The sequence below is a fragment of the Aeromonas jandaei genome (genome assembly GCF_037890695.1).
GTDB classification, from domain to species: Bacteria; Pseudomonadota; Gammaproteobacteria; order Enterobacterales; family Aeromonadaceae; genus Aeromonas; species Aeromonas jandaei.
Map to the genome: position 1 here is coordinate 280,386 of NZ_CP149571.1, position 24,616 is coordinate 305,001.

At 60.0% G+C, this 24,616-nt stretch carries 20 protein-coding genes, 2 pseudogenes and 1 riboswitch; of the genes and pseudogenes, 10 read left to right on the forward strand and 12 right to left on the reverse strand.

The genetic code is table 11. The annotated features are described in order from the left end of the window. The 3 genes from WE862_RS01420 to WE862_RS01430 all read right to left on the reverse strand — a co-directional run bounded on the left by WE862_RS01420 (position 1) and on the right by WE862_RS01430 (position 3,634). Positions 1-2,535 carry a fimbria/pilus outer membrane usher protein gene (locus WE862_RS01420; RefSeq protein ID WP_339058690.1) on the reverse strand — a complete coding sequence of 845 codons (2,535 nt, stop codon included), beginning with the start codon at positions 2,533-2,535 and terminating at the stop codon, positions 1-3. A 67-nt stretch (positions 2,536-2,602) separates the two neighbouring features. Next, positions 2,603-2,992 carry a hypothetical protein gene (locus WE862_RS01425; protein ID WP_198493562.1) on the reverse strand — a complete coding sequence of 130 codons (390 nt, stop codon included), beginning with the start codon at positions 2,990-2,992 and terminating at the stop codon, positions 2,603-2,605. Positions 2,993-3,091: 99 nt separating this feature from the next. After that, a complete protein-coding gene (locus WE862_RS01430; RefSeq protein ID WP_042032805.1) occupies positions 3,092-3,634 on the reverse strand; it encodes a fimbrial protein in 543 nt (180 codons plus the stop codon). Between the two features lie 1,043 nt (positions 3,635-4,677). Then, a riboswitch (cyclic di-GMP riboswitch) is annotated at positions 4,678-4,764 on the forward strand. An 87-nt stretch (positions 4,765-4,851) separates the two neighbouring features. Between WE862_RS01430 and WE862_RS01435 the strand changes: the two genes are divergently transcribed. From WE862_RS01435 to WE862_RS01445, 3 genes and pseudogenes are all read left to right on the forward strand, one after another. After that, positions 4,852-5,169, forward strand: coding sequence for a type 1 fimbrial protein (locus WE862_RS01435; RefSeq protein ID WP_042032806.1), 318 nt, complete (start codon positions 4,852-4,854; stop codon positions 5,167-5,169). A 345-nt stretch (positions 5,170-5,514) separates the two neighbouring features. Further along, positions 5,515-8,263 (forward strand): annotated as a pseudogene (locus tag WE862_RS01440) (collagenase). Between the two features lie 176 nt (positions 8,264-8,439). Then, positions 8,440-9,222: pseudogene (locus tag WE862_RS01445) on the forward strand (SanA/YdcF family protein); the annotation flags it as partial. 105 nt (positions 9,223-9,327) lie between these two features. On the opposite strand, the gene WE862_RS01450 reads toward WE862_RS01445, so the two are convergent. Next, complete coding sequence (locus WE862_RS01450; RefSeq protein WP_042032809.1) at positions 9,328-10,344, reverse strand: chemotaxis protein; 1,017 nt, start codon at positions 10,342-10,344, stop codon at positions 9,328-9,330. Between the two features lie 183 nt (positions 10,345-10,527). Between WE862_RS01450 and WE862_RS01455 the strand changes: the two genes are divergently transcribed. Then, the gene (locus WE862_RS01455) at positions 10,528-11,247 is read left to right on the forward strand and encodes an SDR family NAD(P)-dependent oxidoreductase (RefSeq protein ID WP_042032810.1); all 720 of its coding nucleotides are present in this window, start codon (positions 10,528-10,530) and stop codon (positions 11,245-11,247) included. Here WE862_RS01455 and WE862_RS01460 read toward each other — a convergent pair. Then, positions 11,234-13,300: a tRNA(Met) cytidine acetyltransferase TmcA gene (locus tag WE862_RS01460; protein ID WP_042032812.1), complete on the reverse strand. Its 2,067-nt coding sequence runs from the start codon at positions 13,298-13,300 to the stop codon at positions 11,234-11,236. The two genes, WE862_RS01455 and WE862_RS01460, sit on opposite strands and share 14 nt — an antisense overlap. Beyond that, a complete protein-coding gene (locus tag WE862_RS01465) occupies positions 13,297-13,608 on the reverse strand; it encodes an HlyU family transcriptional regulator (protein WP_042032813.1) in 312 nt (103 codons plus the stop codon). Before WE862_RS01465 ends, WE862_RS01460 begins: the two co-directional genes overlap by 4 nt. A gap of 137 nt (positions 13,609-13,745) precedes the next feature. Between WE862_RS01465 and WE862_RS01470 the strand changes: the two genes are divergently transcribed. The 3 genes from WE862_RS01470 to WE862_RS01480 all read left to right on the forward strand — a co-directional run bounded on the left by WE862_RS01470 (position 13,746) and on the right by WE862_RS01480 (position 15,143). After that, positions 13,746-13,952: a bacterioferritin-associated ferredoxin gene (locus WE862_RS01470; protein ID WP_033115563.1), complete on the forward strand. Its 207-nt coding sequence runs from the start codon at positions 13,746-13,748 to the stop codon at positions 13,950-13,952. Positions 13,953-14,035: 83 nt separating this feature from the next. After that, complete coding sequence (bfr, locus tag WE862_RS01475) at positions 14,036-14,512, forward strand: bacterioferritin (protein WP_033115562.1); 477 nt, start codon at positions 14,036-14,038, stop codon at positions 14,510-14,512. Positions 14,513-14,684: 172 nt separating this feature from the next. Further along, on the forward strand, positions 14,685-15,143 hold the full coding sequence (locus tag WE862_RS01480) for a methylglyoxal synthase (protein ID WP_033115561.1): 459 nt from the start codon (positions 14,685-14,687) through the stop codon (positions 15,141-15,143). Between the two features lie 259 nt (positions 15,144-15,402). Here WE862_RS01480 and WE862_RS01485 read toward each other — a convergent pair whose 3' ends face one another. Together WE862_RS01485 and WE862_RS01490 are read right to left on the reverse strand one after the other, a co-directional pair. Then, positions 15,403-16,554 (reverse strand): iron-containing alcohol dehydrogenase, encoded by a 1,152-nt coding sequence (locus tag WE862_RS01485; protein WP_042032815.1) that lies wholly within the window; start codon positions 16,552-16,554, stop codon positions 15,403-15,405. A 143-nt stretch (positions 16,555-16,697) separates the two neighbouring features. Then, positions 16,698-17,153, reverse strand: a complete 456-nt coding sequence (locus WE862_RS01490; protein ID WP_042032817.1) for a hypothetical protein — start codon at positions 17,151-17,153, stop codon at positions 16,698-16,700. 472 nt (positions 17,154-17,625) lie between these two features. Between WE862_RS01490 and WE862_RS01495 the strand changes: the two genes are divergently transcribed. Beyond that, positions 17,626-19,098 (forward strand): C69 family dipeptidase, encoded by a 1,473-nt coding sequence (locus tag WE862_RS01495; RefSeq protein ID WP_042032819.1) that lies wholly within the window; start codon positions 17,626-17,628, stop codon positions 19,096-19,098. Positions 19,099-19,159: 61 nt separating this feature from the next. On the opposite strand, the gene WE862_RS01500 is transcribed toward WE862_RS01495, so the two are convergent. The 3 genes from WE862_RS01500 to WE862_RS01510 are packed head-to-tail and all read right to left on the reverse strand — an operon-like array spanning position 19,160 to position 20,685. Next, the gene (locus WE862_RS01500) at positions 19,160-19,906 is read right to left on the reverse strand and encodes an SDR family oxidoreductase (RefSeq protein WP_042032821.1); all 747 of its coding nucleotides are present in this window, start codon (positions 19,904-19,906) and stop codon (positions 19,160-19,162) included. 57 nt (positions 19,907-19,963) lie between these two features. Beyond that, entirely contained in the window at positions 19,964-20,209 is a 246-nt protein-coding gene (locus WE862_RS01505) for a DUF3624 domain-containing protein (protein ID WP_042032823.1), read from the reverse strand. Continuing rightward, positions 20,206-20,685 (reverse strand): GNAT family N-acetyltransferase, encoded by a 480-nt coding sequence (locus WE862_RS01510; RefSeq protein ID WP_042032825.1) that lies wholly within the window; start codon positions 20,683-20,685, stop codon positions 20,206-20,208. Before WE862_RS01510 ends, WE862_RS01505 begins: the two co-directional genes overlap by 4 nt. Positions 20,686-20,871: 186 nt before the next feature. On the opposite strand from WE862_RS01510, the gene WE862_RS01515 reads away from it, so the two are divergent. Both WE862_RS01515 and WE862_RS01520 read left to right on the forward strand, forming a co-directional pair. Then, positions 20,872-22,314, forward strand: a complete 1,443-nt coding sequence (locus tag WE862_RS01515) for a RimK family protein (protein ID WP_339058691.1) — start codon at positions 20,872-20,874, stop codon at positions 22,312-22,314. Between the two features lie 27 nt (positions 22,315-22,341). Then, on the forward strand, positions 22,342-22,881 hold the full coding sequence (locus WE862_RS01520) for an MgtC/SapB family protein (protein WP_042032827.1): 540 nt from the start codon (positions 22,342-22,344) through the stop codon (positions 22,879-22,881). A 73-nt stretch (positions 22,882-22,954) separates the two neighbouring features. On the opposite strand, the gene WE862_RS01525 is transcribed toward WE862_RS01520, so the two are convergent. After that, positions 22,955-24,583 carry an alpha-amylase family protein gene (locus tag WE862_RS01525; RefSeq protein WP_042032828.1) on the reverse strand — a complete coding sequence of 543 codons (1,629 nt, stop codon included), beginning with the start codon at positions 24,581-24,583 and terminating at the stop codon, positions 22,955-22,957. Positions 24,584-24,616: the final 33 nt, after the last annotated feature.

The window sequence follows — 24,616 nt, forward strand, 5'->3', positions numbered from 1 at the left end:
TTACTTGCAAGTGAGAGTCTTCATCGACAGATCGGTTACTTGTTGCGGTGCCACTATCTTGCACTGGCGGGCACCGCCCCAGGAGAGTTCAAACGCTTCATTCGGTTTCACCCCGGTCAGATAGACCAGGCCATCTTCATCCACTACCGAGAGTACCCGGCCGGAATCCTTGACGACGGTAGCACCAAACGGCGGCACTGAGCCGTCGGGCAATCTGATATTGGCAAGCAGCTTGAACCCTTCCGCAATTTCGAAGGCATTATACCCAATTGCGCCCTCAGTCAGGGTTCCTTGCTTAATGGCATTCATCGCATCGATGTCGTCGCTCAGCTGATCCACATCGACCCGGGTGTCGCTCTTGCGATAGTCGGTCATATCGCTGATCACCGCGACGCCAAAACGGTTGGTCACGGCACGACCGTTGTTGAAGGAGACGCCGGAGGTCTTGTCGGTATCCACCATCATACGGGTACCGCCACGGCGGGTCGCCTGGTGCAGGGCCGCCCCGTGCTCGGTTGCCGTCAGACCGCCGCGCAGGCTGGCACCGACCGAGGTGTATTCGCTCTGCACGCTATAGGCATTGAGACTGACCGCCCCGATGTCGCTGTTGTGGTTGTAGTAACCCCGCGCCACGGCGTGGCCGTTGCTCTGCACACCTGCCCCCAGCTGATAGGTATCATCGGGCCGACTGTAGTCCTGATAGGTTGCCATATGGGTTACCTTGCCATTGGAGGACTGCACGCTATATCCCGCGCTCTTTCTATCCCCGATCGGCATACTCAGGGTCAGCATTACGCTCTTGTCATCCTCGTAGTTCTCGGTCTTGGTCTTGTAGGCTGACACATAGACAGAGACATCCTTGAAGCTGCCAATATTCACGCTCTTGTTGATAGTGAGGCCGTAGCGATCCTCGGCATCGTGTTGCCAGTAGGTTCTGTGGGTGTAGTCCAGATAGACAGTCAGCGCCTTGGCTGCATCATCTGCCCAGAAGGTCTTGTTGGCGGTGATGGTATAGAGCTCCTTGTCACCCCAGTTGTTGTAGTCATCACTCGAGGTGGTCTCGTTTTTCTCCAACCGCTCCTTGTTATTGAGGAACTGCGACATTGTCATGAAGTCATGTTGGGAGAAGCGATAACCTGCAAAGGTGATCGAGCTGTTGTATTCATCGAACTGCTTGGCGTAGTTCACCCGCACCGACTGGCCAATCTTGGTCGACAGGCCAGGCAGCTTGGAGATGGATTGGGTCAGGTCAGCCGAGATGGCACCAAACGCATAGAGGTCGCGACCGATACCCAATCCCATGGAATTGTATTCACCGGCGATTAGGCTGCCACCGTACAGCGACCAGGAGTTCGCCACCCCCCAGGAGAAATCACCGGTCACAAAGGCCGAACCGTGCACATCATGAACCGAATCACTCTGTTCTGAAGGGGCGCCGACCGCCAGGTTGTATCGGACGTAGCCGGGGCGAGTCAGGTAGGGAACGGTCGCGGTGTCTACCTGGAACGAGTTGACGCTGCCATCCTGCTCCTCTACCCGCACGTCGAGGCGGCCGCGCACCGAGCTATCCAGCCCCTGGATGCGAAACGGACCAGCCGGTACGTTGGTCTCATAGATGACCCGGCCGGACTGGGAGATGGTCACCTTGGCGTTAGTCTTGGCAATACCGCTCACTTCCGGCGCATAACCCTGCAGGCTAGGCGGCAGCATGCGCTCGTCATTGGCTAGGTTGACGCCGGTATAGCGGAAGCCATCGATCAGCTGAGAGTTGAGCTGCTGCTCACCTACCGTCAGCTTGGCGGCCATGTTCGGCAGCGGACGATAGGCATAGATGCGGTTTAGCTCGGTCGACGTCCGCTCATTGTCGCCCCAGTAAGAGCTGGCCTGATAGTCACCCCGCAGACGCCAGGCTCCGTAGTTGAACCCCAGAGTACCGTAGCTGCTGATATTGCGATTGGAGTAACCATCCCCTTCGTTGACCTGGGCATTGATGTTGTAATCCAGCATCATCCCCGTGATCCCTTCATCCCATTGCTCGGGCGGAATCCAGTTGGGATCGCTGTACTTCATCCACGCCTGGGGCACGGCGATGCGCAGCAAACCGTTACCGATGTCGTTGGAGATCACCACGCCGTCCAGTGCCAGCAGGTTGGCACACTGGCCATCGTGCCAGGAATCGATCTTGGCGACAGCCTCGTCGGTCAGCGCCAGCTTGGGGATCACCTCTTGCGGCAGGCAGGCAACCCCGCCCTTTCCCTTACCTGTATCGGTCTCGTAGAAAGGGATCTTCTGCAGGGGCAGCTTGTTCTTGTTGACCTCGATCTCGAGGTAATAGTCGCCGGGCAGGATATAGCCTTCGTCGGCAAACTGGGAGAGGTCGATCTTGGTTCGCTCATCCAGATCGAGCGCATCAATATTAAACTCCGTTTCTGCCCATGCGTGATTTGCCACCGCCATCAGGCCTGGCACGCATAGCATAAAAGCCATTTTTGAATAATGTTTTTTTCTCACAGAGTCTGATGTTGAAACGCTCATATTTTCACTCTAGGAATTGCATAACGGTCTCACGTAATGAGGTATCTACACTAAGCAATTGGCTTGCTTACATATAATTGAGTTCCAACAACGTCGTACTGTCCGGAAAAAACAGTTGACTGCTGGTTAGCCCCAAATTGAATTCCAGATCACTGTTGACGATATCCGAAACAATAAAACGCTCGCCGGATACCTTGTGATATTGGCCGTTGTTGAGAATGCCCAGCTCATCGCTCATGGCACCGCGCACGGACATGGAAATAAAAGGCAGTAATGCCTCTGTCGCCCCTTCCACCTGACAGCCGCTGATTTTCAGCGTGCCAGGTTGCTGAGCCTGCAGCGGAATGCTGCGCAGCACCTCAAGCGTACAGCCCGATTCGGCCAATCCATCCGTGCGTTCATTGGCGTGGACTGATCCCGCCATCATCACCAGCTGCAGCACCATGGCCGTCATCATTGAAGTTTTCATGATCAAGGTTCGATGTGAGGAGACAGAATGTGTGAGGTTGTGGTGGCTCACACCACCACAACCCTTGTCACACGTTAAGGCACTCTATTACTCGTAGGAGAGAGTAAAGTTGGTCACTGCAGTGAAAGCGCCTGCTTTCAGCGGGTTGGTGTCTTGGCTTGCATAACCTTTCAGCACGGCGCTGAAGGGCAGCTCGTTATCACCGTTGACCAGGCCGAAGGCGGCAGTCGGGGCACCCAGAACAATCGGAGCACCGCCCGGAGCGGTCATCTTGATACCGGCACCAGCGGCGTCACCACCACCGATCACCAGCAGGGTGGAATCTACCGGGTCTTTGGCACCACTGAAGGTCACCTTGACGGCATCATCCTTGTCGGAGATTTCACAGTTCAGCAGCTTGATGCTGAACGGCTTGGAGCTGGACTCACCACCATTGGCCAGCTCTTTAGTGCTGATCTGACCCATTTCAACTACCTGGTCAACAGACTCAGGGGCTACAGAGCAAGGGGCGTTGATGATTTCACCGTTAAAGGTGACTTTACCTGAACCAGCGCCGCCAGCAGCAAAAGCGGAGCCGCACAGCAGCATGGAACCAACACCCATAGCAACCAGAATCTTATTAGCTTTCATTCGTTTATACCTACATTAACGTGTGTTGTACTGCATCACTCACATCATGCTGGAGTCACGATATTTAGTGATGCGGCGATATACTGCACAGCAACTGTTGGTGCTCGCCCCTCATTAAGCCGATGAGAGGTCATGCCAATAATAAACTGTGCCTTTTCAGGTTTATTTAAATAAGCAAAAGCAGCACACCGCATCAGGGCTAGTTCCCGCTACCCCTGAACCGCACAGCTACATGCATCCTTGTTTTCTGTGTAGAAAGCCGCATTCCGCTTTTGCTTGACGAGCAAATTAACGACTCGTTTGATGCACATCAAATACATTTTGATTTGTATAAATTTTTTTATAAACACAATGAAAACAAATAGTTATCACGACCACACAACATAATGAGATCTCATGAAATAAATAAAGTTCATATAAGAGACATCTATCTCAATATTGTCAGGCCATGAATTTAAAGAGGTTAACAAGCACACAACAAAAGCAAAACAAAAATAACTTCAAGTTATTTGGTAATAGTTATCACCAACCTTGCGAACCACCACCAAAGAGGTAATCAGGTAATCAGGTAATCAGGTAATCAGGTAATCAGGTAATCAGGTAATCAGGTAATCAGGTAATCAGGTAATCAGGTAATCAGGTAATCAGGTAATCAGGTAATCAGGTAATCAGGTAATCAGGTAATCAGGTAATCAGGTAATCAGGTAATCAGGTAATCAGGTAATCAGGTAATCAGGTAATCAGGTAATCAGGTAATCAGGTAATCAGGTAATCAGGTAATCAGGTAATCAGGTAATCAGGTAATCAGGTAATCAGGTAATCAGGTAATCTATCATTTTAGATATTCAGGGTATGGCAAGTTACTTTTATAAAATAAAACATATTAATACCTGTTACGAAAAATGAACCGAAGAATCTATTTTTTAGATGAATGGGAGTCATTTACTATGGTCATAGCACTCAATACAACCGATGTGTGACTGATATCCCAGACTTTTTTTAGGATGATTGATTTCACAAAGTGGGGTGTTATCATCTACACATAGAGTAAAGGGCAAACCGATCGAAAGGTCGGGACGCAAAGCCACCGGTCTAAGGGTTACCATGCCTAAGACAGCGGAGCCGCCATCTGAGAAGATTGATGTAGTTGTTTATGTGCATCTTCTTCATATTGCGTTGCCCTTTTCGTACCACCCAGTGACGAAAAGGACATTGAAATGAAAGCTCAACACACCCTCTCCCGCTTAGCTCGTAAATCCGCATTGTCAATCTGTTCTGCGTTGCTCGTTGGCACATCGCTGATGCCAATGGCAGCCTCTGCATACGATGGCACTATCACTTTCAGCGGAACGATCTATGAGACCCCATGCAATTTTTCTGACAGCAGCGTGACCTGCTATTCAGGCTCCAACCAGCAAAGCATGGCTTTGAATAAACTGTGGCAAAGTGGTCAAACCCATCTCCTCAGCAACACCATCAGCTATAAAGTTGCTGATAGTGGCAGCATGACCATTGTGACTGTCAGCTATCTCTGAGGGCCCTTCGCGGCATTAGAGGTATGTCGCTGGATTTGCGGCTAACAACGGGTCTGCCGCTCTCTAGAACCGGCCAACACCGGGATGAGAGAGCGGAGGTTCATTAAGTCAACAGACTTGGCCTCAAGAACCGGATGTGATGTTGCTCCCATTTTCGTGATTTCACTCCATACATGAAAATGTCTCATGTGAGCCTTTACTACTGCTGAAGCGCCATCATACCACCCGCCCGAAAAATAAAGCACATCTTATTGATTTTTATATTTTTTAAATCACCATTGATATTCTTTTGAATCCCTATAGATTGCCTGTCGGTTACAACGCAGACAATAACAAGGGATAAAAATGAATCGTTCAGGTTCCGGGTGGCTGCTATTGGCAGCACCTCTACTTTTTGCCTCCTCAACACAGGCCAACTACTCCCCCAGCGACTGGCAACAGTACCAGCTGACCGGGGAGTCGAGCCGGCAACTCGCCGCGCGCATCACCGAGATCACCTACGAGCTCAAGGCTCGCAGCACCAGCGCTCCCTATCAGCAGCTCAGGGTCTATCGCCGCTTTGACTGGCAGGGGAGCGACCTCGCGGCCCTCGCCGAGCAGCAGTGTGGCGAGCCCCAGCTCAGGGTAGAGTCCGGCTGGCAGATCCGCTTCGTCCGCTGTGAAGATCGGGTTCCGGCCGGCAAGCTGATCCCCGCCAGCAGCTATGACTTCGGCTATGGCATGAAACAGGGCCGCTGGGAGCAGCTGGCCGGCACGCCGACCGCCACCCGCCAGGATCGCCTGCCACTCCCCTCTGCGGTGATCCTGGGACAGAGCGAGCGCGAACTGGACCGCTGTGAACTCAACGCACAGGGGCGCTGCGCCGAGCCGGAGTGGCACTACCAGCCACAGGATTGGCAACAGCTGCATGTACTGGAAGAGAGCCCCAGCGAACGGGATGGCCGGCTGGAGCAGATCTTCTTCCGCCTGCAACCGAACCGCGGCTCTCAGGCAGCCGCTCAGGTGAGCGAGATCCACGTCTGGCGCCGTTATCAGTGGCAGCTCGATCAGCTCACGCCACAGCAGGAGTGCGACGAACCGCAGGAGCGCAAGGAGGGAACCAATACCATCCGCTATCGCATCTGCCGTCAGGTGATCCCGGCTGGCAGCAACGTCGCCGTAACCCTCAAGGACAGTGGTTACCAATACTCGATCGCCGGGGCCGAGTGGCAGCCGCTGCCGGAAACCGACGAGTGGCAGGAGAGCCGGGTACTCAACCGCCCCATCATCCTTGATAGCAAGGAGGAACAACTGGAGTGCCGCCGCGCCAACGGCCGCCCCTGCTCGGAGCCCGAGCAACCCGATACGGATCTGCTCGATGCCGACGCAGCCAAGCTGGTGGCCGATGTGAGCGGGCAGAACAGCCCAGCGTGGCAGCCGGACTATGGTCACGACGATGCCAAGCTGATGGCGGTGGTGCGCGGCATGCGTGCCCTGCTGGCGGCCAATCAGCCGACCCATCCGGCGATGGACAAGCTGCTCTACTATGTGCGCGCCCACAACTATCACGGCGGCATCAAGCAGGAGAGCGATCAGGTTGCCCGCGCACTGTCTGGCGTCATGATTGACCTGCTCAACCACCCCTTGCTGCTGGGCGCAGAACCGCAGGATCAGGCCGGAACCGTGCTGGAAGCGTGGAGCGTGGCCGCCCAAGGACAGCTGGGACAGGAAGCCTTCCGGCAAAGCGCTGCCCCCATGCTGGCCCAGCTCAATCAGGCGCTCGGCTATGCAGTGCAACATGCGGCACAGATCAATGGCCACAAGCCCTGGGCTGACGGGCTGTTCGAACTGCTCAATCTGGTCGATCAGAGCGCATCCTATGGCCAGCAGGCGGACTTCACCGCCACCATGCTGGCGCAGGAGACAGCCATCCGCCAGAGCCTGCGTATGCTCGGCATGAGTGAGCTGGCACTCTGGAAACAGCGTGACGGTTCACGGGATCTGTTTATCTTCAACAACATCCTCGATGCCCACAGCCGTCTCTATCAGATGATGCGCTACACCAGACCGGACGAGGCAAACAGCTATCGCCAGCAGCTCGACCGCGATGTCATCGCCATCATGCGCCAGCACGGGCTGGTTCCGGGAGGTAATCAGCCCGCAGCCCTGCTGGAAGAGGTCTCCCTCACCCTCTCCAGCTACTACCTCACCTACACGGATCGCACCAGCGAAGCCTGTGTCAGCGGCGAGTTTGCCGGGCTCTGCACCCCAATCCGCATGGAGGATATCCTGCCCTTCGAGCACACCTGTTCACCGACCCTGCGCCTGCGCGCCCAGGATCTTACCCAGGCTCAGGCCGAAGGGATCTGCCGCGAGCTGGGTGAGGAAGAGCAGCATTTCCACCAGCTGATGGAAACCGGCGAACAACCGGTGGCGGATGATCACAACGAGGCACTGGAGCTGGTGATCTTCAACTCCTCCGCCGACTGGAGTCGGTACGGCGGCGCCCTCTTTGGCGTCTCCACCGACAATGGCGGCATTTACATCGAGGGAGATCCGGCTCGCCCCGGCAATCAGGCCCGCTTCTTTGCCTATGAGGCCGAGTGGAAACGCCCCGCCTTCCAGGTGTGGAACCTGCGCCACGAGTATGTTCACTATCTCGACGGCCGCTTCAACCAGTACGGCAGCTTTGGCCACTATCCCCTCAATCGCACCACCTGGTGGGCCGAGGGGGTGGCGGAGTACATCGCCCATGGCCAGTGCTTTGCCAGAGGTCTGGACAATGTGAGCAACCGCCCCGCCAACCAGCGGCCGACTCTGGCATCCATCCTGCACCTTGATTACGACCAGGGAGGTGAGATGGTCTACTCCTGGTCCGTACACTGTGCACCGCTTCCTCAACGATACCGGTCGCAATGCCAGCTGGCTGGCGATGGCGCAGGCACTGCGCAATCCGGATCGGCAGCAGGCGCTGAGCGACTTCGAGGCGGAGCTCGACAAGCTGATCGCCAATGACAGCGCAGCCTATCAGGCGTGGCTGAGCCGGGATCTGCTGCCATGGTGGCAAGCCAACAAGGAGTCGGAAGCCTGCAAGGCCAATGACTCGGCTCACTGATCCGGGCCTGCAAACGTCGAGGGGCTGCCAGCGCAGCCCCTCTTTATATCCGTGATTTCCTGCGACAAGCCCTGCCCCAATGCGTCCCGCTACTGCTATCAAGCCTGACGCCAACAGCCGAGTTGTAATAGAATGCCGGAAGCCATTCCCAATTTCAGACCCAAACCGCATCGCGCATGAAGAAGTTTGCCAAGATCCTCCTCGCCTGCCTGCTGTCACTGCTGGCCCTGATTGCCTCGGTGCTGGCCTATAGCGAGTGGATCGTCTCGGATGCACGCCACTACACCTTCGACAAGGTGAGCGATGTGCCATACAACCGGGTTGCCGTGGTGCTGGGCACCTCCAAATACCTCTCGGGCGGTGGCCCCAACCACTACTTCAAATACCGCATCAAGGCGGCGGCCGAGCTCTACAACAATGCCAAGGTGGACTACATCCTGGTCTCCGGCGACAACGCTACCCTGCAGTACAACGAACCGCGCCAGATGCGGCGCGCCCTGATCAAGGCGGGGATCCCGGCCTCCGCCATCTACATGGATTTCGCCGGCTTTCGCACCCTCGACTCTGTGGTCAGAGCCAAAGAGGTGTTCGGTCAGGATCGCTTTACCGTGGTCTCCCAGGGCTTTCACAACGAGCGGGCCATCTTTATTGCCCGTCACTTTGGCATCGATGCGGTCGGCTTCAACGCCGATGATCCCAGCGCCTATCAGGGCATCCGCACCCGGATCCGCGAGGTGTTTGCCCGGGTGATGGGGCTGGTCGATCTCTACGTGCTGGACAAGGGGCCCAAGTTTCTCGGCGAACCCGTCCATATCGGTCTGCCGATCCCCTGCCTGTCGCTCAGCACCATCGGTACCCAGCAGCCCTGCATCAAGCCACCCAAGCCTGCCGAAGAGCCGGCCAAACAGGTTATCGAACTGCCGATTGCCCCCTCAGCAGCCAGTGCCAGCGTTGCCTCCTGAGGGTGACGCTCGATCAGGAAAAACCAGCCTGACCTTCGGATAACCAGTAAAAACAAAACGGCCACCCCATAAGGTGGCCGTTTTCTCTTGGCTAATCCGCTATCAGATATTGTTGGCGGGCGAAGGGAGCGCTATCCCCAGCAGCATGTGATCCATCATCCCCACCATCCGCCCAATCTCGGGTTTGGTGATGGTATCGTTCGCCCCCAGTTGCAGCGCCTTCTGGCGGTTGTCATCGCTCATCAGCGAAGAGAACATCACGATGGGCATCTCCTTGTAGGAGGGGGTCTCCCGCAACCGCTTGAGCAGGTGCATGCCGTCCATGCGCGGCATCTCCACATCCGTTATCACCGCATTGACGAAGCCGGAGACCGGCATCCTCTCCTCCTGGGCCAGACGATCGAAATCCGTCATCATCTCCAGCCCCTCTCCCCCATCCTTGGCCGTGATCACGTTATAGCCGGCGGTACGCAGGGTGGTTTCGATCATCTTGCGGATAAAGGCCGAGTCGTCGACCACCAGAATGGTTTTGCTCTGACGCAGCGCCATCATGCGATCGTCGATGATCACCTTGCGATCCTGAGTGACGTCGTACTTCTCCATGCTGAGCTCGGGGTTGATGTCGGCGATGATCTTCTCGAAATCGAGGATCATGATGAGGTTGCCATCGCGCCTGACCACGGCCACCACACAGTCGTTCTCCCCAGCCTCCAGAAACTGGCTGGGGGACTCCACATCCTCCCAGGATACCCGGTGAATCCGGCTGACGCTGTCAATCAGAAACCCGTTGGCCATCTTGTTGAAGTCGGTGACGATCACCACCTTGTGGCTGGGGTCTGGGTTGGTCTTGATGCCGAGCCACCCCGCCAGATCCACCAGCGGGATGAGGCGATCCCGCAGGGAGAAAACCCCCACCATATGGCGCTGGGCGTTGGGGTAGTCGGTGGTCTCCGGCACCCGGATCACCTCGCGCACCTTGGCGACGTTGATCCCGTAGTAGGCGATCTTCTCGCGCCCGTCCGGCAGCTGCTTCTTAAGGTGAAATTCGATGATCTCGAGCTCGTTGGTGCCGCTCTCGGTCAGAATGGATTTACGCTCTTCCCCGTCTTTGGCCATCATGGTGACTCTCATGCTCTGGTTGCGCAGGCAGCACTCCGCTGCGGTTTTCCCTCAGTATAGGAATGGAATTCGCCCAGCGGCTCGGATCTCGGCAAGATTGCAGCCTTAACCGCTTGATCCCGCAGGCTGGCACGATCGTATCTGCCAATCAGGACAAATCCATGCGCTGATAAGGAGCCAGAGATGAGTGAAGGTGTCGTCGTGATTGGCGCTTCTGGCGGTATCGGGGCGGCGCTGGTCGCACACTGGTTGGCGGCGGGTGTCGGGCCAGTGATTGCTATCAGTCGTCAGCCCGCACCTGCTGGCCTCTCATCACCGGGTCTACACTGGCTATGTTGCGATTACAGCGATGAGCAGATGGTAGCTGCGGTAGCCCGTATCGCGGAGTTGGCGCCGCGACCCCATCGGGTGGTGATATGCAACGGCATCCTGCATCAGGGGGAGATCCAGCCGGAGAAGCGGCTGGAGGCACTCAATCTCGCGGCCATGACCCATCTTTACCAGACCAACGCCTTGCTGCCGCTGCGCTGGATCAGCCAGCTGTTACCGCTGTTTGGCCGCGATCCCTGCACTCTGGCCGTTCTCAGCGCCCGGGTCGGCAGCATTGGCGACAACCGGGCTGGCGGCTGGTATGGCTATCGCGCATCCAAGGCCGCCCTCAACATGCTGCTCAAGTGTGCCGCCATCGAGCTGGCCCGGCGGGCCCCCGGCGTCAAATTGCTGGCCTTCCATCCCGGCACCGTGGATACCCCACTCTCTCGCCCGTTTCACGCCAACGTACCGGCGGGAAACGTGCAGAGTCCCGAGCGGGTGGCCGGCCATCTGGTTAACCTGATGAACCGGCTGCAACCGGATGGCGAGCTGAGCTTTCTCGACTGGCAGGGCAAACCTATCGAGTGGTAGGGGAGATCAGGAGACGCGCCAGCAGCGCCCGCAGCGCCTTGATAACGGCGGGCTTGCCCGCCAGTTGCAACCTCGCAGCCAGCGCCCCCCACTCTGCGTATTGCCAGATTGGGGCAATCAGCAGAGCACGTTCGTCAGGAGTCAGTGAAGCCAACACATCCAGATTGCGCGCCAGCCACAACTGCAGGCTGGATTGGCTCAGTTCAAACGGCTTGTGATGATGGGCAAAGCACTCAACCTCGTCGCGCTCGAACTCGCCAAGCTTGGGCGCGGTGACGGTACTGCCTTGCAGGCATTGCCATACCAACTCGGGATCCAATCCATTCAACTCACCCGCCAGCAAGGTCGGCAGCTGGCGTACAAAACGCTGCTGCCATTGATTCAACTCGATTTCATGCTCGGGTTTCAGCGCTTTGAGCAGCAGGGCTGCGTGGCAGCCGCTGGCGGCATCCCGCTGCAGGCCGATGCGCAGCACCGCCAGCCCGGCCTTGCGCCAGAAGGGAAGCAGGTCAGCGCTGGCCGAAAAGGCAGAGCCGAGGTAGTCGATGCCAATCTGGCGATAGTGCTCCTCAAGCTTGCCAAGCAGCAGCAACCCCAACCCGTGGCGATGCAGCTCGGGGTGGATGGCGATACGCATTACCCGGGCGTAGCTGCGCCCCCCCGCCGTTTTGAAACCGGCGTGGGCCAGCAGCGACTGGGGCAGCAGATGGCCACGCGGACGGCGACGCCCGGCCCAGATCGCCTCGGCAAGTTCAGGGTCTATTTCCCCTTCCCGCGCTACCAAGGCCACCCCCAGCAGGCTCGCATCCTGCTCCAGCAGATGGATGTCGAGATCCGGGCTCTCCAGCAGGGACCTGAGATCGCTCGGCGTGGTCTGGTAGTGAGCCAGCACCAGCAGGCCAAACAGCTGGTTGAGCAACGCCTCGTCGCTCGCCAGCACCTCCTGACTGACCAGACGCCAGCTTGGGCTGGCTGGCGGCAAGGGCGTTGCCACTTCGGCATTGAGGCCGAGCAGGCGGAAAATCAGCGGCTCCAGCGGATCGCGCTCACTCCAGCGAATGGGCTCAGAGAGTTGGATCTCCTGCCATTCCGGGGTCTGGCTATCGAGCACCCGCTTGAAGCGCAGGTGAAAACCGCGCCCCGTCCCCTCGTAACCGTGCTCGGTGGTGGCAAACACAATGCGGCTGTGGCGGGCCAGCATGGCTTCAAGCAGCGGGGTCGGAATGGCGGCAGCTTCATCTACCAGCAGCAGATCGGGATTCATCGCCTCGTGCACCAGCCGATCCGGCGAGCAGTAGCTCAGCCCGATCAGCTGTTCCGGCGTAGTATCTAACCCGCGCGCGGCGTGGACAAACAGGGTCGCCACCGTCGCCTGCGAGGGAGCCGTCACTACTATGTTCAGCGAGGGTTGCTGGCGCAGCAGCTCGGCGGCAGCCAGCCCCAGCAGCGCACTCTTGCCACGACCGCGGTCGGCACTCAGCACCAGCGGCCGGCGGCGATGACCGTGCAACACCTTGTGGATGGCGGGCAGCGCCCGCGCCTGATCGCAGCTCAGCCTGCGCTCCGGCCCAAGCGGTTGCCACGGCAGCGAGCAAACCGGCGGCTCCAGCAAGAGGGCGGGATCCCCCGCCAGCAACCGCACCAGCCGGGCGATAAAGCCGTGAGCGGCCCGACCGGCCTCCTCCGGCTGCGCCACCAGCCGAATCCGATCGGGATCCGGCCATGAAGGCCACTGTGCTCTGGGCGGCGTTAGCAGCAACAGCAAGCCACCGGCGCGCAGAGTGCCCGCCAACGCCCCGAAGGCATCGGGATGAAAGCCGCTGAAGGCGTTGAACACCAGCGTGTCGCACTCCTGACCGAGCCGCTGCAGCGCCTTGGCGGCAGGTTGCGGGGCATAGCACTCGGGCCCCGCCCCCAGCCAGAAGACGGTCTCGCCGAGCAGGGATTGGGCGCGGGCAATGCAGTCGGCCTCCTCCCCCTCCAACCAGATCAGGCGCCGCTCGCCGGCGCGGGCCAGCGCCTCGCGCAGGCTGTTGAGCTCAGGCGGCGTCATGAAGCCTGGCTGTCAGCCGGTTTGCGGGGCTCGAACATGCGCTCCCCCATCTGATCGATAAAGGTGTGGGCCTTCTGCACCATGAAGCGCTCGGCATCGGCCGGGTTGGCAAACAGATCGGAGCGGATAAAGCGGTGGGTTTGCAGCACGCCGTCCACCTCTTTGGTGATGCGGCCTGCCAGCCGGTACTGGCCACCTTCGGCCATGGGTTCCGGATAGATGAGATAGCCGGCATATTCGGTGGGGGTGGCCTCCGCAGCCTTGGCTGGCTCGCCCCCGAACAGGGCGCTGAACAGTTTCTTGAGCATGATGGTTCCCTCTGTATCAGGGCATTCTCCCCAAGGGGGTGACAAGTGGCAAGCGGGGGATCTTATTACCAATGGTTATTTGCATTGCGAACCACTCTCATTTAGATTTCACTCAATTTCAGATGAGGTAATCCACCATGTACGTCTGTTTATGCCGCGGCATCACAGATACCCAGATCCGCAAGGCGGTGCAGTCTGGTAGCAGCGAATTCCGCCAGCTCAAGCAGTCGCTCGAGGTGGGCGCCCAGTGTGGCAAGTGCGTGCGCATGACCATGGAGATCATCGCCGCCGAGCTCGACAAGATGGAGCAGGAGCAAACCCCGCTCTACTACGAAGTGGCCTGATCCGCCGCCATCCCGAAGTCGTCATGTTTCTCGACTAAGCTCTGATGATTGCCACATCTGGCACGAACCAAGGAGCACTGTCGATGAAAGGAGACCCCAAGATCATTGCCCACCTCAACAAGGTGCTGGCCAATGAGCTGATAGCCATCAACCAATACTTCCTGCACGCCCGCATCTACGATGACTGGGGCCTCAAGGCACTCGGGCACAAGGAGTACCACGAATCCATCGACGAGATGAAGCACGCCGACGAGCTGGTCAAGCGGGTGCTGTTTCTCGAAGGGCTGCCCAATCTGCAGGATCTCGGCAAGCTGCGCATCGGTGAAACGGTGGAAGAGATGCTGCGCTGCGACCTCTCGCTGGAGATGGATGCCATTCCCGACCTGAAAGTGGCCATTGCCTACGCCGAATCGGTGCAGGATTACATCAGCCGCGACCTGTTTCAGGAGATCCTGGAAGATGAGGAGGAGCATGTGGACTGGCTGGAGACCCAGCTCGATCTCATCGATCGCATCGGGCTGGAGAACTACCAGCAGGCGCAGTTGCACCACGGCTCCTGACCCGCCAAAGAACTCAAATGAAGAGACCCGCTGCTGGCGGGTCTCTTCATTTGGGCCACCATTGCCCGAAAACTTTCCGGCAGGATCACAGTTAATACGCCCGACACAGCATCTGTCATGGCTTTCGATTAGGATACGGCTCAATTCCAATCACAACGCTACGGATACCTTCATGGAACAGATTGCACGCGAGATGGCACCCCACAAGCGGGTGGCACTGGTCGCTCACGACAACATGAAAACCCCTCTGCTGAACTGGGTCATGCGCCGCAAGGAGGAGCTCAAGCTCCACCACCTCTATGCCACCGGCACCACCGGCACCATGCTCGGCAAAAAGGCCGAGCTGCCCATCACCTGCCTCTTCTCCGGCCCCATGGGTGGCGACCAGCAGCTTGGCGCCCTGATTGCCGAAGGGAAGATCGACGTACTGATCTTCTTCTGGGATCCCCTCAATGCGGTGCCGCACGATCCGGATGTGAAGGCGCTGCTGCGACTTGCTGCAGTGTGGAACATCCCGGTTGCCACCAACGAAGCGACCGCCGACTTCATCATGGACAGCCCCCATATGCGGCAGGCGTTCAGCGTGCAGATCCCGGACTACGCCGGCTACCTCAAGGCACGTACCGAGTAACAGATACACCAAGGGCCGCAGCAAGCGGCCCTTGTTATTGCCGGGGATAGCCCCAGGCCAGCACGAATTGACCGGAAGATCGGCCAGCGGGATTTGCCAGCACTGATGAAACAAGCCGCTGGCGTGGTCGCGCGATTATTTCACCAGCGCAACAAATAAATTTTATAGTCAGCTTTTCTTGCAACAATCTTGTTTGGCGCATACACCTGTCACTCTGGCGGTCAGATGAGGGAGTGCCCCCGATCCTCCCTTTGGTGATTCACAGTGCCTGGGCGAGGATCCGCGCGACCTGATCCGGGTCGATATCCTGCTGCTCCCCGAGCGCGGTGCGCCCGACCCGCTTGAGGTTGGAGCAGACCGCCGGAATGCAGCTTTCGCTGAGGCCATAGTCAGAGAGGCGGGTGCCTAGCCCCATCTGCTGGAAGAACTGTTCGGTGCGGATAATCGCCTCTTCGATGCGCAGGGCATAATCCTCGCGGCTGGAGTGCCACACCCGCTCGGCAAACTGGGCCAGCTTCTCCTGCTTCTGCGCAGCCCGCTCCCGCAGCAGGGCGGGCAGCACCACCGCCAGACTCTGGCCGTGGTCGAGCCCGTAAAGCGCCGTCAGCTGATGGCCGATGGCGTGAGAAGCCCAATCCTGCGGCACCCCGCAACCGATAAGGCCGTTGAGCGCCAGACTGGCCGCCCACATCAGATTGGCCCGCACCTGATAGTTGGTCGGCTCCGCCAGCGCCTTGGGGCCGTTTTCCACCAGCACCTGCAGCAGCCCCTCCGCCAGTCTGTCCTGCACCTCGCCCCCCACCGGGAAGGTGAGGTACTGCTCGGCAATATGGACAAAGGCATCCACCACCCCGTTGCCGGTCTGGCGCGGCGGCAGGCTGAAGGTGGTGGTCGGGTCGAGCACCGCAAACTGCGGCTGCACCAGCGGGCTTCTGAAGGAGATCTTCACATCCCCCCGGCTCACCACCGAGGTGGGATTGCTCTCTGAGCCGGTCGCCGGCAGAGTCAGCACACAGCCCATCGGCAGCGCCTTGTGCACGCTCGCCTGCTTGCCGCAGATGTCCCAGGGATCATCCCCCTCGTAGCAGGCGGCCGCCGCGACAAACTTGGTGCCATCGACTACCGAGCCGCCACCGACCGCCAGCAGGAAGTCGATGCGCTCGCGTTTCACCTGCGCCACCGCCTCCATCAACAGCTCGAATCTGGGGTTGGCACCGATGCCGGAAAACTCCTGCCACGTCACCCCTTCCAGCGCCCGGGTCAACTGCTCATACACCCCGTTCTGCTTGATGCTGCCACCGCCGTAGAGCACCAGCAGCCGGCTGCCGGGCGGGATCAGTTCGGGCAGGCTGGCGATCTGCCCTTCACCGAAACAGATGCGGGTCGGATTGGCATATTGGAAGTTGTACACGGCGGACTCCTCGACTGGCTCAATGCGCGGACATTGTGCGCCTGTGGGGAGGTGAGGTCAAAAGAGGTGGCAGAAGCTTGCCCATCGGCGGTCGACACTGGCCCATCTGTGCCGACCAGGTATCTCTCACAACAGTGACGGGATCAGGCGGTTTTGGCCTCATCTTTGGATGAGCTCTTCTTGCCGGTCAGGCGATCCATCGCCTCTTTCAGCATCGCATCTTTCTGCTCGTTGAGCGGCTTGCTCTGCTCGGCCCGCTCTTCCGGCGTCAGCTTCTTGTTGTCGGCGATAGCCTTGAGTTTGTCTTCTATCTCGTTGAATTTCTTGCGATCAAACCCGAGCGCCTTGTCCACCAGCTGTTGCACCACGCCCCCCTTGTCGGAGCTCATGTCGAGCGCCGGCGGCAGCTTGCTGTTCTTGGCCAGATGTTCATAGGTGAGCACCTGCTGGGCCTGACTGGTCATGCGCTGGGTGGAGAGGCTGACCATCTCCTCCCAGCCACCACCCTGTCCGCCGCTACTGGCACTGTTGAGGGTGGCGAGGGCGCGGTTGTTGGAGGCGCTCTGGGCAAGCTGCTGGCTGTAGGGTTTGATATCCATGAAGACTCCCGTTCTGTGTGCCGACCCGCCGGAGCGGGCTGACTGAATGCGGCGGTATGGGGTCTGGCCCCACCTTTGACAATAAAACCAGCAAGTTACAGGCCAACTTGTCAGATTGGGCGAGATCCCCACTCTGGCAAGCTTGCCAGCGGTTACAGCCCCGACGCAGCGTCAGAATCATGACTCATCCGCTGCTTTTACCCCGATTTCCGACACATACCGCTGCCCCACAAACACTGCACCCTATAAACCGCAGGAACGCTCCGTCGATCACAAAACAAACAACCACTCAGGAATACAATTTTGGCGCACATAACAACCAGCCAGCCGTGTCATGGATGATCTGTTCGTAAAACCAATAACAGGCAGACCAATCTGCCGAGCGCACTCCGCTGCCAGTTCGGAGTTGCAGCCTCCCCACACCTCATCCCCTCGCCTGACTCTCACTCACAGCAACCCTTAGGGGACACCTATGAAAAAACACACCTTGAGTCTTCTCTCCGCCACCCTGCTCACCCTGCTTGGCACCAGTGCCGACGCCTGTACCGGCCTTATCGTCGGCAAGGGCGCCAGTGCCGATGGCAGCGTGATGATCGCCAGAAACGAGGACTTTGGCGTCAACAACTGGAACAAGTACCTCGCCTTCCGGCCCGCGCAGCAGAACGAGGGCAAGGTCTGGAAGCTGGGCAACGGACTGGAAGTGCCGATGCCCAAGGTGTTTTTCGCCTACTCCGCCATCCGTGACTGGGATGCCACAGCCAGCGACTCTGACGGCAAGTATTACGAGGAGCGCGGCATCAACGAGTTCAACGTCGCCATTTCGGCCACCACCAGTGCCGAGGTCAACGACAAGGCCCAGAAAGCCGATCCGCTGATCGAGAAGGGAGTGATTGAAGCTATCATCCCCACCCTGATCCTGCCGCAGGCCAGGACAGCCAAGGAGGGGGTCGAGCTGCTTGGCCGCTATGTGGAGCAATATGGCGCCGGTGAGGGCAACAGCCTCTATCTGGCGGATGTGAACGAGGCCTGGCTGATGGAGATCGGCTCCGGCCACCACTGGATTGCGGTGCGGGTGCCGGACGACAGCTACGCCATGGTGGCCAACGGCCTACGGATCCACGGCGTCAATCTCGACAGCGCCGATGTGCTGCACTCGCCCAAGCTGCTGGAGTTTGTACGCGAACACAAACTGCTGGATAACGCCGACCCGAAAGAGTTCAACTTCGCCAAGGCGTTCGGGGTCATCGCTGACCCGTATAACGTGGATCGGGAGTGGCTTGGCCAGAAAATGCTGACCGCCAGCCAGCCGCAGCCGACCCGGCAGGCGCAATATCCGCTCTTTATGAAGCCGGATGCCCCCATCGCCGTGCCGGACGTAGCCAAACTGCTGAGCGCCACCTATGAGGGCACGCCGCTGGCGGGCAAGGCAGAGCGGCCGATCCGCATCGATCGCCAGCTGGAATCTCACGTCATCCAGCTGCGCAAGGAGATGCCCAAAGAGCTGCAGGGATTGATCTGGCAGAGCTACGGCGTACTGGCCGAATCTGTGATGGTGCCGCTCTACAACACGCTGGAAAACTATCCCCTGCCCTATCGCACCGGCAGCGACAGCTACTCCGATGATTCTGCCTACTGGCAGTTCCGCAGCCTGACCGCGCTGGCCAGCGCCGATCCGGACAAGTACCTGCCGCTGCTGCGCGGCGTCTGGAGCAAGGAGAGCAACAAGCTTTACAAGGAGGTGGCCCTGCTCGACAAGAGCCTGAAACAGGCCTATGCCAGCGACAAGGCTACTGCCATAGGGCTGGCCGCCGACTACTCCTATGGCCAGTTGGAGCAGACCTATCAGATGGCCAAAACGCTGCGCTACAAGCTGATGACGGATCTGACCAAGCGCACCGAGAAGAAGTATTCGCCGGAGGAGTTCAAGAAGATCATGAGCTTGTGACCGGCTCGCCAACGCAAAGAGGCTCCCACGGGAGCCTCTTTCGTTTCAGCCAATGGAGCGATCAGCGACGGCTGATATTGAGCGGGCCGAAGGTCTGCGCCACCGGCATGATCTCGATGCTGTTGATGTTGACGTGAGCCGGTTGCTGGCTCACCCAGAGCACGGTATTGGCGATATCTTCCGGCTGGATCGAATCCACCCCCTGATAGACGGAGGCCGCCTTGGCATCATCACCGTGGAAGCGCACGTTGGAGAACTCGGTGCCGCCGCACAGGCCCGGCTCCACGTTGGTGACGCGGATGGCGGTACCCGCCAGATCGGCGCGCAGGTTGAGGCTGAACTGCTTCACGAACGCCTTGGTGGCGCCGTAGACGTTGCCGCCCGGATAGGGGTAGGTGCCGGCGATGGAGCCGATGTTGATGACGTGGCCGCGATTGCGCGCCACCATGCCCGGCAGCAGCAATCGGGTGAGCAGGGTCAGACCGCTGATGTTGGTGGCGATCATCTGCTCCCAATCTTCCAGATCCGCCTTGTGGGCCGGCTCCAGCCCCAGCGCCAGCCCGGCGTTGTTGACCAACAGATCCACCTCGCTCCATTCGGCCGGCAGAGCAGCGATGGCGGCGCGGGTGGCCGCCTTGTCCTGCACGTCGAACGCCAGCGGCAGGAACTGCGCACCCAGCTCGTCGGCCAGCGCGGCCAGCCGCACGGCACGGCGACCGGTACCGATCACCTTGTAGCCCGCCTGCACCAGCTGGCGGCTGATGGACTCACCAAAACCGGACGAGGCGCCCGTTACCATTGCTATCATCTGAACCTCCATTATCTCAACCGATATTGTTATTTATGTTGTTGAAACCAATCTGATTTATTCATCGCTCAATTCACGTCCGGTCGCCTTGCGCCAGACAAATACCGCCAGATGGAGCAGCAGGAGGGCCGAGCCACCCAGCGCAAACAGCAGGGCGGTGAGGGCGTTGACCGAGGTGTCGGCGCCACACCACCACCAGACCAGCCAGCCGACCATGCCGATGACAAAGGTCTGGCCGGCGCAGACCGGGCAGCGCCCCAGTTTGGCCCTGATGGCGGTGGCGAGACAGTTGTCGCAGCTCATCCCCCCTCCTCTTCTCTCCTCTCTCCGGCCAGCTTCAGCACCAGCCGATGGGCGTGCTGACCCGGGCCATAGTAGTCGGGCAGCCGCTGGGTGGCTTTGAACCCCAGCCCCCGATAGAGCGCCAGTGCCTCGGCGTTGGCATCTGCCACCTCCAGCCGGATCGCCCCCCAGCCAGCCTCCTGTCCTTCGCGGATCACCTGCTCCAGCAGGCGCCGCGCCCAGCCCTGACGGCGGATGGTCCAGCGGATGGCGAGGGTCTGCACGATGAGACGATCCCACCCCTTGTGCTCCAGCAGGCAGAGATAGCCCATCAGCTGCTCCTTCTCATCCAGCACCAGCAGGGTGCGGCCTCTGGCCTGGGCGAGCAGATAGTGCCAGCGACTGCGGCCAAAGGCGACCTCGGGAGGAAAACAGTAGCGTTCCAGTTTAACGATGGCGCCCAGATCGCTGGGTCGGGCGGCGCGGACGGTCAACACGGGGAGTCCTTGTTCGGTTATTTATCCTCAGCACCAAAAATGCGACTTGTATCACAAGTTACCAAGGCAGAATATTAGGCACTGTAACCTCTTGTTTCCCCTCGCGCCATTGTCGTGCTTGTCGGTGCATCGAAGCCCACTGGGGATCCTGCCGCTTAAGGCAGTTTCATCTGTGGAGCCGAATATATGAGTACCTACGTCATCGTCGAAGAGCTGGGCGACTGGCCCTGCCATGCCGATTATCTGCTGACCGCCCGCACCTACCTGCAACACGGGGTGCCCACCACCGGCGGCCGCCCCCGCATCATCAACCTCTGCCGCAATCTGGAACACCTGAGCGCCGGCTACTACTGCTCGCTGTTGGCCCAGGCCCGCGGCCACCACTGTCTGCCGGGTTTGCAGGCCATCAGCCAGCTGCAACCCCAGCAGCCACCGGCCAAGCTGTGGCGAAAATTGCAGGGGTGGCTTGCCCAGCAGAGCGAGGGCCGAATCCGAGTGCGCGCCATTTTCGGTCAGTGCGAACAGAGCGAGCTGGCGGGGCTGGCCCGCTACTACTACGGCCTCAGCCAGCTGCCGCTGCAGGAGCTGACCCTCAAGCGCGGCCGCCACGGCTGGTCGGTGCGCCAGCAGCAGAGCCTGTCACCGCTGGAGCTGAGCTCGAGCGAGAAAGAGTTGATGCTGCACCACGCCCAGGCACTGGTGGGCACCGGCGACGAGGAGCAGGCGCCGCCGCTCTACCAGCTCGCCATTCTGGTCGACCCCAACGACGGCCGCGCCAGCAGCGATGCAGTGGCGCTGGAGCGCTTTATCAATGCGGCCGCGGCGCAGGGGATCCGGGCCGAAATTCTGGCGCCGTCAGCCATCGAGCGGCTGCCGGAGTTCGACACCCTCTGGCTGCGCTCCGAGACGGCGGTCGGCCACTACACCTTCGAATTTGCCCGCCGCGCCGAGCAGCTCAAGATGCCGGTGATCGACAGCTCCCGCGCCATCCTCGCCTGCAGCAACAAGCTCTATCTCTACGAGCTGATGGTGCGCAGCGGCGTGCCCATGCCGCCCACCATGGTGGTGACCCGCCGCGGCCGCCACCATGTCGACGAGCTGGTACAGCGGCTCGGCCTGCCGCTGATGGTGAAGGTGCCCGACGGGGCGCAGGGACGGGATCTGGCCATGGCCAGCGACGAGCAGCAGCTGGCTCGCCTGCTGGACGAGGGGCTGGGGAGATCCGCCCTGCTGCTGGTGCAGAGCCGGATCCCCGCCGAGTTCGACTGGCGCATCGGCTTTCTCGATGGATCTCCGCTGTTTGCCTGCCGCCGTTTCCGCCCCGAGCCCGGCAACCGCATCCGCCGCCGCAAGCACCCTCTCGACATGAGCCGGATCGAGGCGCTGCCACTGAACGAAGTGCCAGAACGGGTGCTGCAAACTGCCCGCCGTGCGGTGCATCAGCTCGGCAACGGCCTGTTCGGGGTCGACCTGCGCCAGCAGGGGCGCGACTGCGTGCTGCTGGAAATCATCGACAATCCCTGGATACGTGGCGATATTGAGGACAGAGAGGCAAAGGACCTCTACGAGCGCCTCGCCCGCGCCTTCCGCCAGCGGCTGGAGAACCGGGGGCAGAGCGCGGCCGGATAACAACAAGCATCGATTGCAGAGGTGGATATGATGACGACTGATTGGTGGGACATTGCTCCCCTTGGCTGGGAGAACATCCTGGTCTGTCTGGTGTGCGGCACTCTGGTAGGGCTGGAGCGCCAGCTGCGCGGCAAGCCGGTCGGCATCCGCACCTCCTCGCTCATCATCCTCGGCACCTACTGCTTTCTCGCCATCGGCGCCGCCCTCAGCCCCCAGAGCGCCGATCAGGCACGGGTGCTGGGCCAGCTCATCACTGGCATCGGCTTTCTCGGTGCCGGGGTGATGATGACCCGGGATGGTCAGGTACTGGGGGTCACCTCCGCCGCTACCGTCTGGATGCTGGCCGCCCTCGGCGCCCTCATCGGCATGCAGATGCTCCATCAGGCGCTGCTGCTCACCGGCGTCACCCTCTCCATTCTGGTCGGTGTCGACTATCTGGAGACCAGCTTCAAGAGCCTGCGCCGCGGGGTGCACAACCGGCTGGAGAGCTGGCGCAATGGCAACGGCAATGGTCACCCGCCAGCCGCTCCCCGCCCGGATGAGCTGGGCAGCGGCATCGAGAAGTAGAACGACACCGCGACGGGTATCGCCATGAAAAAGGGCTCCGCTATGGAGCCCTTTGCATTGGATCGTGGTCGCGCTATTGCAGCAACAGGAAGCGACCAGTGAGAGGTGGCAACTCCACCGTTACGCTGCTGCCGCCAATGGCCAGGCTCTCGCCGCTCTGCAGATCCACCAGCGCACTGCCGCTGCGCAATTTGCCGACCGGCAGTGCATAGCTCTGGGGCGTGTTCGAGACGTTGAGCAGGTAGACGATCTGCTCTGCTGCCGTCTCCTTGATGTCGCCATAGAGGCTCCCCTCGGCCACCAGCTTGACCCGCTCCCCCTGATAGAGGGCGGGGTGGGCGGCGCGCAGGGCCAGCAGCTGACTGAGCCACAGCTTGAGCTCTGCCTGCTCGCTGCCCGGTACAAAGCCGGTGACACCGGGCACCTTGCCGTCGCTGCGGGCCACATGATCGTCGCACAGTCCCAACGCCGCGCAGTCACCACCCACCTTGGCGGCAAAGCCCGGCACCTCGTCGCCAAACTCCTCGCCGTAGTAGAGAGTGATGGGGCCGGAGCGGGCAGCGAGGAAGCTGAAGGCGGCCTTGTGGCGCTGCCAGTACTCCGCCGGATTGAAGTGGCCTCGCTCCAGCAGATCGCCGAAACGCACCAGATCGTGGTTGCCCAGCATCAGGTTCGGCATGGCGTGTTTCGGGTAGTTCTCCACCTTGTTCCAGCTGGCGTCTAGCACGCTGGCCCCCTGCCCGCCCTTGCCGGACTCCTCCACCGCCAGCGCCTGTACGATGCCGTAGCGCAGCGGGAAATCGAACGCCGACGAGAGCGCCGGATTGTCGCTGCTGCCGTAAGCCTGGGCGCGGATCTCGTCGGCCCCCTTCCACACCTCGCCCACCATATAGCCGAGGGTGCCCCACTGCTGACCGGCCGCCTTGCGCGCCGCGCTGGCCTGCGCCACCTCGCGGCGAATGGCGCGCCACTCATCGAGGCTCAGCTGATAGGCCTGATCGAGGCGCCAGCCGTCGATGCCGTACTGCTCGACCCAGTAGCGGGCCACCTCCTTGAAGTAGGCGAGACTCTGGGGCTGGCTGTAATCCACCAGCTGACCCGGATAACCGGCACCGCCGCTCTTGAGGGCGGGCAGCAAGCCGGCCGGTGAAGGCTTGCTCACCCCCACCTTGTTGACGTGGCCAAACACCCCATCGAGGAAGACGTAGAGGCCGCGCTGGTGCGCCCCGTCCACCAGCTTTTTCAGCTGGGCATTGCTGCCGAAGTTGGGATCGACGTTGAAGAAGTCGCAGGCGAAGTAGCCGGTGGCATCGAGCTTGTCATCACCCCCTTGCCCTGCGCAGGAGTCGAACACGGGGGTGAGCCAGATGGCATTGACGTTGAGGCTCTTGATGTGGTCGAGGCTGTCGATGATCCCCTGCAGATCACCGTTGTGGCGGGAGGGGCCGTAGCCGACGCCGTAGTTGGCACTGCCGTCACCATCGACGAAAGACTCCACCATCACCTGATAGATGCGCAGATTGCAGGCGGGTTGCTCATCGCCGTAGCAGGCCCGACTGGCCGTGGCGACCGGAGGGTGAGTAACCGGCGGATTGACGACGGGAGGCGTACTCCCCCCGCCAGAACTTCCACTGCCGCCGCAGGCGGCGAGTAACAGGGCGGCCCCGATGAGGCCGCCATAACGCAACGTTCCCTGTTTCATTGTCATGTTCCCGCTGTGAGTACAAGTGTCTGA

Coding starts and splice junctions, on each gene's coding strand:
- WE862_RS01420 (WP_339058690.1), bottom strand. CDS start 2,535: ATGAGCGTTTCAACATCAGACTCTGTGAGAAAAAAACATTATTCAAAA.
- WE862_RS01425 (WP_198493562.1), bottom strand. CDS start 2,992: ATGATGACGGCCATGGTGCTGCAGCTGGTGATGATGGCGGGATCAGTC.
- WE862_RS01430 (WP_042032805.1), bottom strand. CDS start 3,634: ATGAAAGCTAATAAGATTCTGGTTGCTATGGGTGTTGGTTCCATGCTG.
- WE862_RS01435 (WP_042032806.1), top strand. CDS start 4,852: ATGAAAGCTCAACACACCCTCTCCCGCTTAGCTCGTAAATCCGCATTG.
- WE862_RS01450 (WP_042032809.1), bottom strand. CDS start 10,344: ATGATGGCCAAAGACGGGGAAGAGCGTAAATCCATTCTGACCGAGAGC.
- WE862_RS01455 (WP_042032810.1), top strand. CDS start 10,528: ATGAGTGAAGGTGTCGTCGTGATTGGCGCTTCTGGCGGTATCGGGGCG.
- WE862_RS01460 (WP_042032812.1), bottom strand. CDS start 13,300: ATGACGCCGCCTGAGCTCAACAGCCTGCGCGAGGCGCTGGCCCGCGCC.
- WE862_RS01465 (WP_042032813.1), bottom strand. CDS start 13,608: ATGCTCAAGAAACTGTTCAGCGCCCTGTTCGGGGGCGAGCCAGCCAAG.
- WE862_RS01470 (WP_033115563.1), top strand. CDS start 13,746: ATGTACGTCTGTTTATGCCGCGGCATCACAGATACCCAGATCCGCAAG.
- bfr (WP_033115562.1), top strand. CDS start 14,036: ATGAAAGGAGACCCCAAGATCATTGCCCACCTCAACAAGGTGCTGGCC.
- WE862_RS01480 (WP_033115561.1), top strand. CDS start 14,685: ATGGAACAGATTGCACGCGAGATGGCACCCCACAAGCGGGTGGCACTG.
- WE862_RS01490 (WP_042032817.1), bottom strand. CDS start 17,153: ATGGATATCAAACCCTACAGCCAGCAGCTTGCCCAGAGCGCCTCCAAC.
- WE862_RS01495 (WP_042032819.1), top strand. CDS start 17,626: ATGAAAAAACACACCTTGAGTCTTCTCTCCGCCACCCTGCTCACCCTG.
- WE862_RS01500 (WP_042032821.1), bottom strand. CDS start 19,906: ATGATAGCAATGGTAACGGGCGCCTCGTCCGGTTTTGGTGAGTCCATC.
- WE862_RS01505 (WP_042032823.1), bottom strand. CDS start 20,209: ATGAGCTGCGACAACTGTCTCGCCACCGCCATCAGGGCCAAACTGGGG.
- WE862_RS01515 (WP_339058691.1), top strand. CDS start 20,872: ATGAGTACCTACGTCATCGTCGAAGAGCTGGGCGACTGGCCCTGCCAT.
- WE862_RS01520 (WP_042032827.1), top strand. CDS start 22,342: ATGATGACGACTGATTGGTGGGACATTGCTCCCCTTGGCTGGGAGAAC.
- WE862_RS01525 (WP_042032828.1), bottom strand. CDS start 24,583: ATGAAACAGGGAACGTTGCGTTATGGCGGCCTCATCGGGGCCGCCCTG.